Annotated in this window: 16 protein-coding genes; 12 read left to right on the forward strand and 4 right to left on the reverse strand. The window is 70.7% G+C overall.

Translation table 11 applies throughout. The features are described 5' to 3' along the window. The first annotated feature begins 20 nt into the window (after nt 1–20). From ppsR to MKL09_RS03365, 8 genes are all read left to right on the forward strand, one after another. A complete protein-coding gene (gene ppsR, locus MKL09_RS03330; protein ID WP_244017932.1) occupies nt 21–1466 on the forward strand; it encodes a transcriptional regulator PpsR in 1446 nt (481 codons plus the stop codon). A gap of 477 nt (nt 1467–1943) precedes the next feature. Then, entirely contained in the window at nt 1944–2843 is a 900-nt protein-coding gene (chlG, locus tag MKL09_RS03335) for a chlorophyll synthase ChlG (protein WP_244017934.1), read from the forward strand. 419 nt (nt 2844–3262) lie between these two features. Continuing rightward, a complete protein-coding gene (locus tag MKL09_RS03340; RefSeq protein WP_244017958.1) occupies nt 3263–4504 on the forward strand; it encodes a BCD family MFS transporter in 1242 nt (413 codons plus the stop codon). Between the two features lie 4 nt (nt 4505–4508). Then, nucleotides 4509–5723 carry a geranylgeranyl diphosphate reductase gene (locus MKL09_RS03345; RefSeq protein WP_244017936.1) on the forward strand — a complete coding sequence of 405 codons (1215 nt, stop codon included), beginning with the start codon at nt 4509–4511 and terminating at the stop codon, nt 5721–5723. Then, nucleotides 5723–6223 carry a TspO/MBR family protein gene (locus MKL09_RS03350; RefSeq protein WP_244017960.1) on the forward strand — a complete coding sequence of 167 codons (501 nt, stop codon included), beginning with the start codon at nt 5723–5725 and terminating at the stop codon, nt 6221–6223. The genes MKL09_RS03345 and MKL09_RS03350 overlap by 1 nt, the downstream gene beginning before the upstream one ends. Next, nucleotides 6223–6570 carry a hypothetical protein gene (locus MKL09_RS03355; RefSeq protein ID WP_244017938.1) on the forward strand — a complete coding sequence of 116 codons (348 nt, stop codon included), beginning with the start codon at nt 6223–6225 and terminating at the stop codon, nt 6568–6570. Before MKL09_RS03350 ends, MKL09_RS03355 begins: the two co-directional genes overlap by 1 nt. A 22-nt stretch (nt 6571–6592) precedes the next feature. Then, nucleotides 6593–8179, forward strand: a complete 1587-nt coding sequence (locus tag MKL09_RS03360; protein ID WP_409566896.1) for a cytochrome c — start codon at nt 6593–6595, stop codon at nt 8177–8179. Between the two features lie 109 nt (nt 8180–8288). Next, nucleotides 8289–8462, forward strand: coding sequence for a YqaE/Pmp3 family membrane protein (locus MKL09_RS03365; RefSeq protein ID WP_244017940.1), 174 nt, complete (start codon nt 8289–8291; stop codon nt 8460–8462). A gap of 3 nt (nt 8463–8465) precedes the next feature. Here MKL09_RS03365 and MKL09_RS03370 read toward each other — a convergent pair whose 3' ends face one another. After that, nucleotides 8466–9947, reverse strand: coding sequence for a murein L,D-transpeptidase family protein (locus tag MKL09_RS03370; protein ID WP_244017942.1), 1482 nt, complete (start codon nt 9945–9947; stop codon nt 8466–8468). 485 nt (nt 9948–10432) lie between these two features. On the opposite strand from MKL09_RS03370, the gene MKL09_RS03375 reads away from it, so the two are divergent. Further along, nucleotides 10433–10684 (forward strand): CCDC90 family protein, encoded by a 252-nt coding sequence (locus tag MKL09_RS03375; protein ID WP_244017944.1) that lies wholly within the window; start codon nt 10433–10435, stop codon nt 10682–10684. Between the two features lie 168 nt (nt 10685–10852). Here MKL09_RS03375 and MKL09_RS03380 read toward each other — a convergent pair whose 3' ends face one another. After that, nucleotides 10853–12028, reverse strand: a complete 1176-nt coding sequence (locus MKL09_RS03380; protein WP_244017946.1) for an MFS transporter — start codon at nt 12026–12028, stop codon at nt 10853–10855. Between the two features lie 226 nt (nt 12029–12254). Between MKL09_RS03380 and MKL09_RS03385 the strand changes: the two genes are divergently transcribed. The 3 genes from MKL09_RS03385 (at nt 12255) to MKL09_RS03395 (ending at nt 13958) form a co-directional block, all read left to right on the forward strand. Continuing rightward, nucleotides 12255–12536, forward strand: coding sequence for a type II toxin-antitoxin system RelE/ParE family toxin (locus MKL09_RS03385; protein WP_244017948.1), 282 nt, complete (start codon nt 12255–12257; stop codon nt 12534–12536). A gap of 167 nt (nt 12537–12703) precedes the next feature. Continuing rightward, complete coding sequence (locus tag MKL09_RS32290) at nt 12704–12949, forward strand: HigA family addiction module antitoxin (protein ID WP_244017964.1); 246 nt, start codon at nt 12704–12706, stop codon at nt 12947–12949. 106 nt (nt 12950–13055) lie between these two features. Further along, nucleotides 13056–13958, forward strand: a complete 903-nt coding sequence (locus tag MKL09_RS03395) for a LysR family transcriptional regulator (RefSeq protein ID WP_244017950.1) — start codon at nt 13056–13058, stop codon at nt 13956–13958. A 19-nt stretch (nt 13959–13977) separates the two neighbouring features. On the opposite strand, the gene MKL09_RS03400 is transcribed toward MKL09_RS03395, so the two are convergent. Beyond that, nucleotides 13978–14709: a DUF1796 family putative cysteine peptidase gene (locus tag MKL09_RS03400; RefSeq protein WP_244017952.1), complete on the reverse strand. Its 732-nt coding sequence runs from the start codon at nt 14707–14709 to the stop codon at nt 13978–13980. Further along, nucleotides 14706–15668, reverse strand: a complete 963-nt coding sequence (locus tag MKL09_RS03405) for an acetyl-CoA carboxylase carboxyltransferase subunit alpha (protein ID WP_244017954.1) — start codon at nt 15666–15668, stop codon at nt 14706–14708. The genes MKL09_RS03400 and MKL09_RS03405 overlap by 4 nt, the downstream gene beginning before the upstream one ends. Nucleotides 15669–16222 lie beyond the last annotated feature (554 nt).

The raw sequence follows: 16222 nt of genomic DNA on the forward strand, positions 1-16222 counted from the left end.
TTTTCAACTCTCACATTACGGTGACCGTGACGCCCCAGCCTCACCCCACCCCGCAGTCGCCGCCTCCGGCACTGCTCCAGGTGGCCGACCACCTCGACGGCGAGGCGGTCGGGCGTCTCGTCGCGGCATCGGCCGACCTGTCCCTGGTGGTCGATGCCGACGGGGTGATCCGGGACGCGACCGCCGCGACCGACCTCGAGGCGGAGAACATCTCCGGCTGGCTCGGGCGGCGCTGGATCGACACCGTGACGATCGAGAGCCGGCCCAAGGTCGACGCCCTGCTGCGCGACGCCCGGCCCGACGGCATCACCCGCTGGCGTCAGATCAACCATCCCTCCCCCAGCGGCATCGACCTGCCGATCCGCTACGCCTCGATCCGCTCCGGCGAGGGTGGGCCGATCGTCATCCTCGGCCGCGACATGCGGGCGGTGGCCGCGCTCCAGCGCCGGCTCACCGACGCCCAGCAGGCCCTGGAGCGCGACTACGCCCGGCTGCGCGCCGCCGAGACCCGCTACCGGCTGCTGTTCCAGATCTCCGGCGAGGCGGTTCTGGTGGTCGATGCCGGCACCCGCCGGGTCGCCGAGGCGAACCCGTCCGCCGCGCGCCTGCTCGGGCGCCCGGCCAAGCGTCTGGCCGGCCAAGACGCCGTCGACCTGTTCGATGCCGGCAGCGCCCGCTCCCTGGAGGCGCAGTTCGCCGCCCTGCGGACGACCGGGCAGGCCGGGGAGGTCCGCGCCGCCCTCCAGCACGGGCGCGGCGAGGTCACCGTCGCGGTCTCGCTGTTCCGCGGCGAGGGCGGACCGAGTGCGCTGATGCGGCTCGTGGCCGATCCGGCCGCCGCCGAGGCCGGCCCCGATCAGGAGGCGCCGACCCGCGCGGTGATCGAGGCGATGCCGGAAGGCTTCGTGGTCACCGATTCGACCCGCCGGATCCTGATGGCCAACGCCGCCTTCCTGGAGCTGGCGCAGCTCGCCACCGAGAGTCAGGCAAGGGGCCGGCCCCTCGACCAGTGGCTCGGCCGCGAGGATACCGAGGCGCAGGCCCTGTTCGCCAGCCTGGTCGACCACGGCTCCGTGCGCCGCTTCGCCACCGTGATCCGCGGCACCTATGGCGGCGTCGAGGATGTCGAGGTCGCCGCCGTCTCGGTGCCGGGCTCCCGCCCGTGCCTGGGCTTCGCGATCCGCTCCGCCCCCCGGCGGATCCCGGAAGGGCGACTCGCCGGCAGCCGCGACGTGCCGCGCTCGGTGGAGCAGATGGCCGAGCTGGTCGGGCGGGTCTCGATGAAGACCCTGGTCCGCGAGACCACCGACCTGATCGAGAAGCTCTGCATCGAGGCGGCCCTGCGGATCACCCGCGACAACCGCGCTTCGGCGGCCGAGATGCTCGGCCTCAGCCGCCAGGGCCTCTACGCCAAGATGCGCCGCTACGGCGTCGGCGATCTCGACGCCCCCGGCGAAAACGATTGATTTCTTTTTGCTTTTGGGGTTCGGCGGCGTCGTTCCGGGCGCGATGACAGACAGTTCGATCGCGCAATCGCTCCCCTTATCCTGACGCGGGCACCTCAGGATGACGGCGCGGATGGGATCTCCGGAGAGGTCGTAGCGGCGTCGGGCGGGCGATCCGATTCGGGGGCCGCCTGACTCCCGGATCCGAACGATCCCGCGCCGAAGCCGCCGGTTACCGGCCGGACTTAGCCAAGTCCGCGAAGGCTGGGCGCCGGCACGCGTCGCGAAGCCTTCGCGGAGCCTTCGAAGGCTGAGCCCCCGGCCCAAAACCCTTCGCGGAATCACCGGCCTCCCTGACGCGATCGTGTCCGGCCGACACTGGTATTTAATTTTGTATTCGTGACCGTCCGCGGTCTTTATGCGCCAAGCCGGATCGACATGATGCTGCCAAGTGTAAATCCAGCTTGACACGCCCGGCGGCCCCGGTAGCCTGCCGGCATGGCCACCACGCCCGCCCCGACCACGCCTGCACCGAGCGCTGTCGTCGAGCTTCTCAAGCCGCTCACCTGGTTCGCGCCGATGTGGGCGTTCGCCTGCGGGGTGATCTCCTCGGGGCAGCCGGCCCACGGCCAATGGCCGGTGATCGCCGCGGGCGTCGTGCTGGCCGGGCCGCTGGTCTGCGCTACCAGCCAGGCGACCAACGACTGGTTCGACCGGCATGTCGACGCGATCAACGAGCCGGGCCGGCCGATTCCCTCCGGGCGCATTCCCGGGCGCTGGGGCCTCTATCTGGCGGTGGGCTGGACGCTGCTGTCGCTGCTGGTGGCCGCCGCCCTGGGGCCATGGATCCTGGGCGCCGCTCTGTTCGGGCTGGTCCTCGCCTGGATCTACTCCGCGCCGCCGTTGCGTCTGAAAAAAAACGGCTGGTGGGGGAATGCCGCGGTGGGGCTCTGCTACGAGGGCCTGCCCTGGTTCACCGGAGCCGCCGTGATGGCCGCCGCCCTGCCCGACCGGCGGGTGCTGCTCGTCGCCCTGCTCTATTCGATCGGCGCCCACGGCATCATGACCCTCAACGACTTCAAGTCGGTGGAGGGCGACCGGCGCATGGGCCTCTTGTCCCTGCCGGTGCAGATGGGCTCGGACCGGGCCGCCCGCTTCGCCTGCCTGGTCATGGCGGTGCCGCAGGTGGTGGTGATCGGGCTGCTGTCGGCCTGGGAGCGCTACGGCCATGCCGCCCTGGTAGCCGCGTTGCTCGCCGGACAATGCGCCCTGATGGTCCGGTTCCTGAAGGATCCCCGCGAGCGGGCCGCCTGGTACAACGGCACCGGCACGACCCTCTACGTCCTCGGCATGCTGGTCGCCGCCTTCGCGCTGCGGCCGCTGGTGGGAGGGGCGTGATGCGCGGTTCGGATTCGCGTGCGGCTTCGACGTCCGCCCCGCTGCTGGATGCCGCGCGGGTCCCCTCTCCCGAGCGGGAGAGGGACAGGGTGAGGGGTGCGACCGCTCCGGAAAATCCTGGTCCCTCACCCCAACCCTCTCCCGCATGGGAGAGGGGGCGCGTCGCGGTCTCGGCGCTCCAGGAGGGGCACGCATCAATCTGTGCAGATCGCGACGCGCTCTCCTCCCCCTTGCGGGGAGGAGCCGGAGGTGGGGGTGGTGCAGATGGCACTGCTGCATCTCATCCTGCACCACCCCCACCCCTGACCCCTCCCCGCAAGGGGGAGGGGAAATCCGAGGCAGGTGAGGCGACGCTCGGCTGGCCCCAGATCGTCCGCCTCGGCCTGGTCCAGACCGCTCTGGGCAGCGTCGTCGTGCTGATGACCGCCACCCTCAACCGGGTGATGGTCGTCGAGCTGGCGCTCCCCGCCCTGGTGCCGGGGTTCCTCGTCGCCCTGCACTACGCCGCGCAGGTGCTGCGCCCGCGCTGGGGCTACGGCTCGGACCGGAGCGGGACGCGGACCCCCTGGATCGTCGGCGGCATGGCCGCGCTCTGCCTCGGCGGGTTCGGGGCGGCCTGCGGCACGGCGCTCGCCGCCACCGACCTGATGCTCGGCCTCGCGCTCGCGGCCCTGTCGTTCCTGTGCGTCGGGATCGGGGCCGGGGCGGCCGGGACGTCGTTGCTGGTTTTGCTGTCGGGGGGAGTCGCCCCGGCCCGGCGCGGGGCGGCGGCCACCATCGTCTGGGTGATGATGATCCTGGGCTTCGCCCTGACGGCGCCGCTCGCCGGGCATTTCTTGGATCCGTTCTCCGGCCTTCGGCTGGTTGCCGTCTCCGGTGCGGTCTCGGCCATCGCCTTCTGCGTCGCCGTGCTGGCGCTCACCGGGGTCGAGCGGCGCCTGCCGGTCCGGGCTCCGGAGCCCGAGACCGCCAAAAGACCGTTCTTCACGGTCCTGGCCCAGGTGCTCGGCGATCCCGAGGCCCGGACCTTCACGATCTTCGTGTTCGTGTCGATGCTGGCCTACAGCGCCCAGGAGCTGATCCTGGAACCCTATGCCGGGCTGGTCTTCGCCATGAGCCCCGGCGCTACCACCAAGCTCGCCGGGCTCCAGCACGGCGGCGTGCTCGCCGGGATGCTGCTGGTCGCCGGCGTGACGCTCGCCGCCCGCGGCACCCCCCTCGCCTCTCTGCGGCTGTGGATCGCGCTCGGCTGTGCCGGCTCGGCCGCCGCCCTGTTCGCGCTGGCCGCCGGCGGCGATGTCCTGCCCCTGCGGCCGGTGGTGTTCGCCTTGGGCGTCGCCAACGGCGCCTACGCGGTCGCCGCCATCGGCTCGATGATGGCGCTGGCCGGCCGCGGCGACGCCCGGGAGCGCGGCACCCGCATGGGCGTCTGGGGCGCGGCCCAGGGCATCGCCTTCGGGGCCGGCGGCTTCCTGGGGGCGGCGGCCGTGGATGCGGTGCGGCTGCTCATCACGGCGGAGCCGGTCCAGGCCTACGCCGCCGTCTTCGCCGCGGAGGGGGTTCTGTTCCTCGCCGCTTTGGTGCTGGCCCTGCGGCTCGAGCCCGTCCGGGGCCCGGCCAGGGGCGCGATTCCGCTCAATCCCATCCTCGGCGCGAGGTGACGTGATGGCACGATTGCAGGGTGATGCGTCCTACGACGTCGTGGTGGTCGGCGGCGGTCCCGCGGGGGCCACGGCGGCCACCGAGCTGGCCCGGGCCGGGCACGCGGTGCTGCTCCTCGACAAGCCGGGGCGGATCAAGCCCTGCGGCGGCGCGATCCCGCCCCGGCTGATCCGCGACTTCGCGATTCCCGATGCCCTGCTGGTCGCCAAGATCCGCTCCGCCCGGATGGTGGCACCGAGCGGCAAGGCCGTGGACATGCCGGTGGGCGAAGGCTTCGTCGGCATGGTCGACCGGCAGCATTTCGACCCCTGGCTGCGCGCCCGGGCGCAGCAGGCCGGCGCCGACTTGCGCGAGGCGGCATACGAAAAAATCACCCGTCCGGATGACGGCCTGTCGGTGGTCCATTTCACCACCGGCAAGGGCGAGGCCCAGGCCCGCCACACGGTCCGGGCGCGGCTGGTGATCGGCGCCGACGGGGCCTGCTCGCCGGTGGGCAAAGCCGAGGTGCCCGGCCACGACAAGATGAAGCAGGTCTTCGCCTATCACGAGATCGTCCGGGTGCCGGCTCCCGACGCCCCCGGCGGGACGGCCGTCGATGCCGCCCGCTGCGACGTCTACTATCAGGGCCGGCACTCGCCGGATTTCTACTCGTGGATCTTCCCGCACGGGGAGACCGCCAGCATCGGCACCGGCAGCGCCAGGAAGGGTTTTTCCCTGCGCTCCTCGATCCGGGCGCTGCGCGTCGCCACCGGCCTCGACGGCGCCGAGACGATCCGCCGGGAGGGCGCGCCCCTGCCGCTGAAGCCGCTCAAACGCTGGGACAACGGCCGCGACGTGCTGCTCGCGGGCGATGCGGCCGGCGTCGTCGCCCCGGCCTCCGGCGAGGGCATCTACTACGCGATGCTGGGCGGCCAGCTCTCGGCCGAGGCGGCGAAAACCTTCCTGGCCACCGGGGATGTCCGGGCGCTGGCAGGCGCGCGGAAACAGTTCATGAAGCTGCACGGCCGCGTGTTCTGGATCCTCGGGATGATGCAGTGGGTCTGGTACCGCAGCGACGGCCTGCGCGAGCGCTTCGTCTCGATCTGCCGGGACAAGGACGTCCAGCAGCTCACCTGGGACAGCTACATGAACAAGGAGCTGGTCCGGTCCAAACCCGCCGCCCATGCGCGGATCTTCTTCAAGGACCTCGCCCACCTGTTCCGCTGGGTCTCCCCGTGATTTTTTCGGACTTGGACGCCAGCTGGGGGCCGCCTGCCGTTGCAGCATCGGCCGCCGTGGTGGTTGCCGTCGCCGGCGCCGTCGCGACCAAGACGGATGCCTGGTACCGGCACCTGCGCTTTCCGTCCTGGAAGCCGCCGGACTGGGCGTTCGGGCCGGTCTGGACCACCATCTTCCTGCTGACCACCATCGCCGCCGTGATGGCCTGGAACGGCGATCCCGATCCGACAGCCCGGGTCCAGCTGCTCGCCGCCTACGCGGTGAACGGCGTGCTCAACATCGCCTGGAGCGTGCTGTTCTTTCGGTTCCGCCGGCCCGACTGGGCGCTGGCCGAGGTCGCGGCCCTGTGGCTGTCGATCGCCGTGCTCGTGCTGGTCACCGGCCGCGTCTCGGTCGCGGCCGGGCTGATGAACCTGCCCTATCTCGCCTGGGTCAGCGTCGCCGCCTGCCTGAACCTGCGGATCGTGCGGCTCAACGCGCCGTTCCGGGGCCTGGCCTGATGGAGGCCCTGTTCGCCTCGGGCCGGATCGTCGATGCGATCCTGGCGCTGGTGGTTCTGGAGGCGCTGCTGCTCGCCTGGCTGGCCCGGCGCCGCGGGGTCGGCCTGCCGCCGCTCCTGGCCAACCTGGCCGCCGGAGCCGCCTTGATGCTGGCGCTCCGGGCCGCCCTGGTCGGATCCGGCTGGCCGATCGTCGCCGCCTGGATGCTCGCGGGGCTCCTGGCCCACCTCACCGATCTCGGTCTTCGGTTCCGGACGGCCGCCACGGCGCATCGCCGCACCCCGCCGCAGGCCGGAACAACGCCGGGAAACCCCGCGTTCTCGGCCAGCACCCTGGAAAACCTATAAAGACGGCACGGGAGAGGTCGCCATGCAGCGCAGGATTGCCCGCTCCTCCGGCCGGACCGCGGCCCCGATGCTGGCGGGCCTGCTGCTCGCGTTCCCGGCCCTGGCGCAGGACGGGTCCGACCCGGTCGAGCGCGGAAAATACCTCGTGACCATGGGCGATTGCGCCGCCTGCCACACCGCGCCCGGCGGCAAGTTCCTGGCCGGCAACTACGCGCTCAACATGCCGTTCGGGGTGATCATGACCCCCAACCTCACCCCCGACAAGGAGACCGGGCTCGGCGATTACTCTTACGCCGACTTCGAGAAGTCCTTCCGCCAGGGCTACAGCAAGCATGTCGGGTATCTGTACCCGGCCTTCCCGTTCGGCTGGTACACCAAGGTCACCGACGAGGACACGCAGGCGATCTGGGCCTATCTGCAATCGCTCCCGCCGGTGAACGAGAAGCGCAGGGACAACCAGATCCCGTTCCCGTTCAACGTCCGCACCGCGCTGGTGACCTGGCGGACCGCCTTCTTCACCGAAGCCCGCTTCAAGCCGGATCCGAACGCCAGCGCCGAGGTCAACCGCGGCGGCTACCTGGTCGAGGGGCTGGGCCACTGCGCCATGTGCCACAACGAGAACAAGCTCGTCGGCAATTCGAGCTTCGCCGGCCGCTTCGGCGGCGGCGTCATCGACGGCTGGTACGCCCCCAACATCACGCCTGACGGCCACCAGGGCATCGGCGCCTGGACCGACGAGCAGGTGGTGACCTACCTCAAGACCGGCACCGCCCCGGGCGACCGCCCCGGCGTCGCCGCCGGCCCGATGCGCCAGACCATCATGGAATCCCTCTCCAAGGTGAAGGAGGACGACCTGAAGGCGATGGTCGCCTACCTGCGCACGGTCCCGGCCAAGCAGACCTACAAGCCGAAGGACCTCGCGTCCTTCGACACCCCCGACGCCCCCGGCGCCTCGACCTACCTGACCTACTGCTCCTCCTGCCACCAGCCCGACGGCAAGGGCATCGAGGGCGCGGTGCCGGCGCTCGCCGGCAACACCTCCGTCCAGTCCGAAGGCCCCGAGACGGTGCTGCGGGTGATCTACGGCGGCCTCGCGGCCCAGAGCGGGCTCGCCCCGATGGTGGCGATCGGCCAGCAGATGACCGATGTCGAGGTCAAGAACGTCACCGATTACATCCGCAACTCCTGGGGCAACAAGGCGCCCCCGGTGACCGGCACCAAGGCCTCCGAGGCCCGGGCCGCCACCAAGACCATGCTGGCCGGCACCGCCCCCTGCGCCGAGATCGAGCAGGACAAGCTGAAGGCGGCCTTCGACAAGGTCGGCGTCGCGGCGACGCTCAGTGGCCTGAAGCAGCAGGATTTCGTGCCGACGCTGACCCGGGTGGTGCCGCAGATCAAGGCGGCCGATACCGGCGCGTCCGACGACGACGTGGTCAACGCCCTGACCACGGCCTTCTGCAAGGTCGGCCGCGACGACCCGCAATACGCGGCCCCGAGCTGGCCCGCGGTGATCGGCTCCTTCGCCAACGTCGCCTACAGCCAGGTGAAGAACCCGGAGAAGCAGGCGGCGAACGTCCCCACCGCCACCACGCCGCCGGTGAAGAACTGATTTCTTTTCAGGAGGGGGGCGGGGCGTGGTGCGCCTCGCCCCACGGGAACGGACACGGCCGCGCTTCGTTTGAGCCGGAACCCCTCAGGCCCGAAGGCCCGGAGTGCTCGTGTCCAGCCTCGTCCGCATCCTGCTCGCGATCTTCATCCCCCCGGTGGCGGTGCTCGTCACCACCGGGTTCGGCCTGCAGTTCCTGCTGAACATCCTGCTCTGGCTGATCTTCTGGCTGCCAGGCACCGTCCACGCCCTGTGGCTGATGAACCGCGAACGGCCGCTGCTCTAAACCCTACGGCTTCGCCTTGGCCTCCGGCTCGCCCTTGCGCAGGGCGAGCTTTGCATCCGGCTTCGCATCCGCCTTGGCCTCGACCTTGGCGGTCTTCACCGGGTGCGCCTTGGCCGCCGCCTTGGGGGCGACCTTGTCGGCCGCGTGCGCGAGCTTGACCGGCTCGGGCACCACGGTGGCGTCTACCGCCGGGGTGGCGGGGGCCGCCGGCTTCTCCTTGTCGAACAGGGAGCCCAGCACCTTCTGGTAGCTGCTCGAATCGCCGTCGGCGTCGGCCACCGTGATCCGGGCCGGCTTCTCGCCGACCGACGCGGTGGTCTCGACCCGGAGTTCCGGCTCGGTGCGGTTGGCCATCAGCGTCGTGGCCGCGGGCTTCTGGCCCCGGACGGCCTTCGCGGCGGCCTTGGCGGGGAGCGCCGGCTCGATGCCCGCCATCATCGTCGGCTGACCCTTCGGCTCGATCTCGATCTCCTGCGGCCCGGCCGCCAGGGTCTCGGGCCGGCTGACGTCGCCGAGATTGTGCCGGCCGAACTCCTTGGCGTCGTAGGGCAGCACGGTCTCGGTGCCGCCGAGGCTCGCGAAGGCGCTGGTGTTGGCCGGCGGCCGGAACACCGGGTTCTGGCCGCCATCCTGGTAGACCACCCGCACGGCCGGGGTACCCTTGGCGACCAGCTCGGCGACCTCGCGCTCGTCGTGCTCGCGCTTCTCGGCCACCAGCGGGTCGACCTTCGGCTTGCACGCGCCGGCGGCCGCGTCCGAGCCGCCGAACACGTATTTGGTGCCGCACTGGCCGACCTTCGGCTCCTCGCGCAGGGCCTCGAAATAATCCGAGCCCTCCTTGAGGTTCTGCCAGAACGGCATGTTCGGGTCGTTGCGGAACTTGGCCATGTTCTGGGCCGTCATCCGGAACGGGTAGGACTGGAACTGGAAGCTGCGCTGGCCGCCGATGAACGCTTCCCGGGCCACCGCGTAGATCTCCGCGATGGTGGCGTCGGTCATGGCGAAGCACCCCGCCGACGAGCAGGTGCCGTGCACCATCAGGTACCGGCCGCTGCGCCCGTTGGCCCGGTCGACCGCGTTGGGGAAGCCGGTGTCGAACGAGAGATAGTACGACGAATTCGGGTTCATCAGCCCCGGGGTGATCGTGTAAAAACCCTCCGGCGCCTGCCGGTCGCCCTCGCGGACCTTCGGCCCGAGCTGGCCGGACCAGCGGCAGATCGGGTAGGTCTTCAGCAGCGCGTAGCGGCCGTCGCCGCCGCGCTTCCAGACCTCCATCTCCGCTTCCTTCTTGTAGGCGCGGATCAGGATCGGGTCGGATTGCTGCATGCCCTTGGTCTGCATTAGGGCGAGCGTCTGGGGGGCGATGGGCGCGATGCTGCGCGCGGTCGGGCCGTTGATGCCCGAGCCGTCCTGGCAGCCGGCCAGCGCGAGGGCCAGCAGGGAAGCGGCCGCCAGCAGTCGCACCGTCGCGAGACGCGCCGTCATGGGGAACCTCGTCGTCTTCGTGCGTCCGGCGGCCTTTTGATAGCCGACATCGGGCGCCACTCCCCAACCCAATAGGCTCGTTAAGCTTGCACCTTTGTTACCGCAAGATCCTGTCGGCAACAGGGCACGGGACTCTTCGGTGGATGGCGGTGCCACCGGGCCTGCGGGAAAGGCCTTTTGGGCCGAATCATCGGCGACGAAAACTTTGTTTTTTCAACAGCTTCGGATGTGCCTCGGCCCCAAGCCGTCCATCGCGTCGTTCCGGGGCCGCGCAGCGGAGCACGGAGCCACGAGGTGGTTGATCCGGCCGCCTTATTGGTGACGAGACGCGCGCCGCAACGACCAGCTTGCGCCATTTCGGCAAAATCGCCAGCTTTCGATGGCGCGCAAGGGCCGCGGAATCAGCGAGCGATGGGCATCGGTATTCGGTTCGATCCGGGCGTCACGTGGGCCGGAACCGGCTCGCCGAGCGACAGGCGCCGCCCATGACGGCGCTCTCGCTCGACACCTATGCCCTGGTCCGTCGGCTCAAGGCATCCGGCCTGTCCGAGGATCAGGCCGAGGCGATCACCAGCGCGCTTCGCGAGAGTCGCGATGCCGATCTCGCAAGCCTCGTCACGAAGACCGATCTGGCTGAGGCCAAGTTCGATATCATGACAGGGGTGATCGGCTCGATCGGCTTCCAGACGATCGTCATCGTCGGCGCGATCGTCGCCCTGTCGCGCACCATGCACTGACGGAACCGGGTTTCTAGAGGGCTCGGCTCTTGAGTGGGGTATCGGGGCGAGGCCCCGATAAATCGGACGAAGTCCGACAGCAGGGCTCCGCCCTGCACCCGCAAAAGGTCCCGGACCTTTTGAATCCGGGACTTTTACGGATGACTGCAAGTGCTTGAGCGGGCAATGTTATCCGCAGCTCGTCGCCGCGGCGGCGCGCACCCGTCCGTCCCGGCGCAGCCACAGCAGGAAAGCGAGCCCCAACGCCGCCATGGCGGCGCCCGCGAGCGGCACGGCCTCGTAGCCGAGCCCGGCATCGATCACGCCGCCGCCCACCGCCGCCCCGATCGCGTTGCCGAGGTTGAACGCGCCGATATTCATCGCCGAGGCGAGGTTGGGCGCCGCGCCCGCCTTCTCCATCACGCGCATCTGCAGGGGCGGCACCAGGGCGAAGCTCGCCACGCCCCAGAGCAGGATCAGCAGCGCCGCGCCGCCCTCCAGGCGCATGCCCCAGGCGAACAGGGCGAGCACCGCGACCAGCCCGACCAGCGACCCGAGGATCGTGCCGTCCACCGACCGGTCGGCCAATCGTCCGCCGAGCCAGTTACCGATGGTCAGGCCAACGCCGAACAGCATCAGCATCGCGGTGACGAACGGCGTCGTCGCGCCGGTCTCGCTCCGCAGGATCGGCACGATGTAGGTGAACACCGTGAACATCGCGCTGGCGCCCACCACCGTGAGCGCCAGGGCGGCGAGCACCGGCCCGCGCCCGAGCACGCGCAATTCGGCCCGCATGTCGTCCCGGGCCTCGACCTTCAGCTCCGGCAGCGCGAGGCGCAGCGCCAGCATGGCGACCGCGCCGATCGCCGCGATGCCCCAGAACGCCGCCCGCCAGCCGAGCACCTCGCCGACCCAGGCGGCGAGCGGCACGCCGCCGATCGTCGCGACGGTCAGCCCCGAGAACATCGACGCCACCGCGGCGGCCCGGCGCTCCGGCGGCACGATCCTGGCGGCCACCACCGAGCCGATGCCGAAGAACGCGCCGTGGTTCAGCGCCGTGACCAGCCGGGCGACGACCAGCATCGCGTAACTGTCGGCGATGGCCGCCAGCAGGTTGCCCAGGGTGAAGATCGCCATCAGCCCGACCAGCAGCCGGCGCCGGGGCACCCGCGCGGCGGCCAACGTCACCAGCGGCGCGCCGACCTGGACGCCGAGCGCATAGGCGCTGACCACGAGGCCGGCGGCGGGGATCGAGACGCCGAGATCCCCGGCGACGAGGGGCAGCATGCCCATCGGGGTGAATTCCGTGACGCCGATGCCGAAGGCGCCGACCGCCAGGGCCAGCAGGGGAGGATTGATCGCCATGAGGGCTCTCCGGTTGTTCCGGGACCGCAGGTGGCGGATTCGGCGCGCCGGGAGTAGTCCGTTGGATGGACCAAGATCTGTGCGCAAGAAGCACAAGTCTCAGAGAGGACAGGCGGTCGGCTGCGCGTCACGGGCATTCGCGGCCTAACCCTTAGGCGATCCGATTGATTGCGCGTTGTTGCATTCAGTGATACAAGCACCGGTCATCGCGGCCCGGGCTGGTGCGATGATTCTGGGCTTTCACGATGCGCTCACGCAGGCCGTTTTCGCCGGGCGTTGCCCCAAAGGTTTTCCGGCCGCCCTGTTCAAAGCGACACGCCGCAAGCTCATCGCGTTGAACGCCGCGACGTCGCTCGATGACCTCAAGGATCGACCGGGGAACAAGCTTCATCCGTTGAGCAGGGATCGCGCGGGGCAGCACGCCATTGCGGTCAACGACCAATTCCGAATCTGTTTCATCTGGACTGCCTCCGGTCCCGACCGGGTCGAGTTCACCGACTATCATTGAGGCATTCGGCCGTGCCCGAGGGTGTCATGACGACCACCGACGACAAGACTCAACCTCGGGCACACGGCGCCGAGACCATCGCCGATCTGCGCCGGGTCTTCGATCAGGCGGAGGCGTTCGACGCGCTCCCGCCCGTTCATCCCGGCGAGATCCTGCGCGAGGAGTTCATGGCGCCCTTCGGCCTCTCGGCTGGCGCCGTCGCGCGCGCCCTGGGCCTGCCGCGCTCGCGGATCGAGCGGATCGTGAAGGAAGAAATTGGGATCAGCACCGATACGGCGCTGCGGCTGGCCCGGCTGTTCCGGACCTCGCACCAGTTCTGGCTCAACCTGCAAATGCAGTTCGAGAGCGAGACGCTGCTCTTGGTGATCGGCGACGAGCTCGCGCGCATCACCCCCGTCCCGGACGCCGCTTGAGCGTCCCGGTACCGGAGGCGGCCGGTTCCGCTCCGGCACATGGCCGAATCGTCGGGCCATCGTTAAGCCGACATGGCGGATCGGGATCCGTGCGGAGGTGTCACGAATGTTGCGCGACAAGGCCGACCGCGCCGGGGACATGGCCGTGTTCGTGGCGGTGGCGGAGGCCGGCAGCCTGTCGGGGGCGGCGCGCCGGCTCGGGTTGACGCCGTCGGCGGTGAGCCGGGTCGTCGCCCGGATCGAGGCGCGGCTCGGCGTCCAGCTCCTGGTCCGGACCACCCGGACCTTGCGCCTCACCGCCGAGGGCGAGACCTACGGGCGGGCGGCAAGGCGCATCCTGGCCGATCTCGATGAGACCGAGACCGCTCTGTCCGACCGGGGCTGCCCGCGCGGGCGGGTCCGGGTCAGCGCCGCCACCGCCCATGGCCGCCTGGTGATCGTGCCGCTGCTCGGGGATTTCGTGGCGCAGCATCCCGGCATCGTGGTCGAGATCGACCTCAGCGACGAGATCGTCGACGTGCTCGGCGGCCGGGCCGATATCGGCATCCGGTTCGGGCCCCTGGCCGACAGCCCGCTCACCGCCCGGCGGCTGGGCGAGACCGGCCGGACCGTGGTCGCCGCGCCGTCCTATCTCGCCCGGGCCGGGACGCCGCGCCGGCCCGCCGACCTCGCCGACCACAATTGCCTGTATTTCACCTTCCGCCGCAGCGAGCCCGGCTGGCCGTTCCGCGAAGAGGGGCGCGACTTCGTCCTGCCGGTGCGCGGCACGATCGCGGCCAATAACGGCGAGACCCTGGTGCAGCTGGCGCTCGGCGGCGTCGGCATCACCCGGGTCGGGACCTTCCACATCGCCGACGACCTCGCCGCCGGCCGGCTGGTGCCCCTGCTGGAGCCGTTCAACCCGCAGGACCGCGAGGTGATCCACGCGGTGTTCGTGGGCGGCGCAGGCCTGCCGGCCCGGATCCGGGTGCTGGTCGATTTTCTGGCGGAGCGGCTGCGCGGGGGGTAAGCCGGCGCTATGAGACCGCTCAGCCGAACACCACCGGCCGCCGGCTCGCCTCGGTGCGGATGATCTCCACGAGCTGCGAATCCTCGGTCAAGTCGGCGAGGCGCAGGCCGACCGGGGTCGAGCGGGTCTGGATCGTCAGCCAACGTAAGGTCGGCCGCAGGTCGAGGGCTTCGACCACCGCCACCCCGTGATGGTCCGGCTGGAGTTGCACGAAGGTCAGGTGGTTGCGGCTCGCCCGGCGGCCCAGCAGGTCGTCGATCGCCTCGACCGTCTCCCGGGGCGTGTGCAGATGGGTCATCATCCACAGCCGGTTCTCGGTGCCGGGGGTGTCCAGGGCCTGGCGCAGGCGGCGCACGCCCTCGGTGAGGAAGGCGTAATCCGCCGCGTTCGCCGCCGGGTCGTGGTGGTTGAACACGCATTCGAGCCCGTGCCGTTCCCGGTAGAGCCGGTGCCGGCCGCGCCAGATGTCGGGGCCGCGCCGCTCCGCCTCCGGAATGCTCTCGAGCTGGCCCCGGTCGGTGAGCGCGGAAAAATCGTCCTCCAGGCAGTCCCGGACCATGCCCGGCATGGAGAACAGCCAGTCCAGCGGGCCGGACCAGTGGCGCAGGTCCAGGGTCTTGAGCACGTGCGCCATCTGGCAATTGCAGCCGAGGGAGACGTGGTTGTGTCCGCCCGGCTCGCGCGCGTCGCGCCGCCCGAGGAGCCGCCCGAGGGCGCCCAGCAGGCCGCCGGTCGCGCCTGTTGAACTCACAGGGTCCGGCCGATGGCGAGGAATTTTTCGGCGCGGCGGTCGCGGATCTCCACCGGAGTCAGGCCGTCAAACTGGGCGAGCGAATCGGCGACGGCGTCGCCGGCCCCGCGGATCGCCGCGTCGCGGTCGCGATGCGCGCCGCCGGTGGCCTCCGGGATGATCCCGTCGATGACGCCGAGCCGCAGCAGGTCCTGGGCGGTGATCTTCATGGCGGTGGCGGCCTCGTGGGCGCGGCCCTGGTCGCGCCACAGGATCGAGGCGGCGCCTTCGGGCGAGATCACCCCGTAGATCGCGTGCTCCAGCATCAGCACCCGGTTGGCGGTGGCGAGCGCGATGGCGCCCCCCGAGCCGCCCTCCCCGATCACCACGGCGACGTTGGGCACGCCCAGCGCCAGGCACGCCTCGGTGGAGCGGGCGATGGCTTCGGCCTGGCCGCGCTCCTCGGCCTCAATGCCCGGATAGGCGCCGGCGGTGTCGACGAAGGCGATCACCGGCAGGCCGAACCGGTCGGCGGTCTCCATCAGCCGGACGGCCTTGCGGTAGCCCTCGGGCCGGGCCATCCCGAAATTGTGGCGCAGCCGCGCCTCGGTGGTGGCGCCCTTCTCCTGGCCGAGCACCAGCACCGGGCGCCCGCGGAAGCGGCCGAAGCCGCCCAGGATCGCCTCGTCCTCGCCGAAGGCGCGGTCGCCGGCCAGCGGCGTGAATTCGGTGATCAGCCCGGCGCAGTAATCCACGAAATGCGGGCGCTGCGGGTGGCGGGCGACCTGGGTCTTCTGCCAGGGCGTGAGGCTCGCATAGATCTCGGCGAGCGCCTGGCCGGCCTTGGCCTCCAGCCGGCCGACCTCTTCGGAGATCGAGACCGCGCCGTCGCGCTCGCCGACCGCGCGCAATTCCTCGAGCTTGGCCTCCAGCTCGGCAACCGGCTTCTCGAAGTCGAGGTAGGTGCGCGTCACCGCCATCGTGTCACAGGTCTTCCCGGGTTCGCCGCTCCGGAAGCGGCGGGCGCGAGGTGTTGGCGATGGCGGGGGTGGTGTCAACCGGCGCCGGGTTCGAGCTGCTTTGCACGGAGGCTGGGCGGGTGGGATTTTTCGGAGTGCGCCTGCGGTAGCGGGCTTACATCACCTCCTGTAGCGCACGACGCGCGCTCCTCCCCCTTGCGGCTACGGCCTACACAGTTTTGAGGCACCGGCGCCGTTGCAGGCCGCGACGCGCCCCCTCTCCCGTGCGGGAGAGGGTTGGGGTGAGGGGCCAGGACTTTCCGGAGATGTCGCACCCCTCACCCTGTCCCTCTCCCGCACGGGAGAGGGGACCCGCGCCTCCTCTGCCAGCGGCAGGACCACGGCTCTGACCGAAACCTGTGTAGCCCATAGCCCTTGCGGGGAGGAGTTGGAGGTGGGGGCGGCTCGGCGGTGCCTTCTGCACCACCCCCACCCCTGGCCCCTCCCCGCAAGGGGGAGGGGAAAAGCGCGGTGAGTCCGGCGCTGGCCGTCGGAACCGCCGTTGGAACGCGCCG

Source organism: Methylobacterium sp. J-048 (assembly GCF_022829515.1).
Lineage (GTDB): Bacteria > Pseudomonadota > Alphaproteobacteria > Rhizobiales > Beijerinckiaceae > Methylobacterium.

Excerpts from the sequence above, each read along its gene's own strand:
- MKL09_RS03340 (WP_244017958.1), top strand. The coding sequence starts at position 3,263 with ATGACCGCCACCCTCAACCGGGTGATGGTCGTCGAGCTGGCGCTCCCC.
- MKL09_RS03395 (WP_244017950.1), top strand. The coding sequence starts at position 13,056 with ATGTTGCGCGACAAGGCCGACCGCGCCGGGGACATGGCCGTGTTCGTG.
- MKL09_RS03385 (WP_244017948.1), top strand. The coding sequence starts at position 12,255 with ATGATTCTGGGCTTTCACGATGCGCTCACGCAGGCCGTTTTCGCCGGG.
- MKL09_RS03360 (WP_409566896.1), top strand. The coding sequence starts at position 6,593 with ATGCAGCGCAGGATTGCCCGCTCCTCCGGCCGGACCGCGGCCCCGATG.
- MKL09_RS03355 (WP_244017938.1), top strand. The coding sequence starts at position 6,223 with ATGGAGGCCCTGTTCGCCTCGGGCCGGATCGTCGATGCGATCCTGGCG.
- MKL09_RS32290 (WP_244017964.1), top strand. The coding sequence starts at position 12,704 with ATGGCGCCCTTCGGCCTCTCGGCTGGCGCCGTCGCGCGCGCCCTGGGC.
- MKL09_RS03370 (WP_244017942.1), bottom strand. The coding sequence starts at position 9,947 with ATGACGGCGCGTCTCGCGACGGTGCGACTGCTGGCGGCCGCTTCCCTG.
- chlG (WP_244017934.1), top strand. The coding sequence starts at position 1,944 with ATGGCCACCACGCCCGCCCCGACCACGCCTGCACCGAGCGCTGTCGTC.
- MKL09_RS03345 (WP_244017936.1), top strand. The coding sequence starts at position 4,509 with ATGGCACGATTGCAGGGTGATGCGTCCTACGACGTCGTGGTGGTCGGC.
- MKL09_RS03380 (WP_244017946.1), bottom strand. The coding sequence starts at position 12,028 with ATGGCGATCAATCCTCCCCTGCTGGCCCTGGCGGTCGGCGCCTTCGGC.
- MKL09_RS03375 (WP_244017944.1), top strand. The coding sequence starts at position 10,433 with ATGACGGCGCTCTCGCTCGACACCTATGCCCTGGTCCGTCGGCTCAAG.
- MKL09_RS03405 (WP_244017954.1), bottom strand. The coding sequence starts at position 15,668 with ATGGCGGTGACGCGCACCTACCTCGACTTCGAGAAGCCGGTTGCCGAG.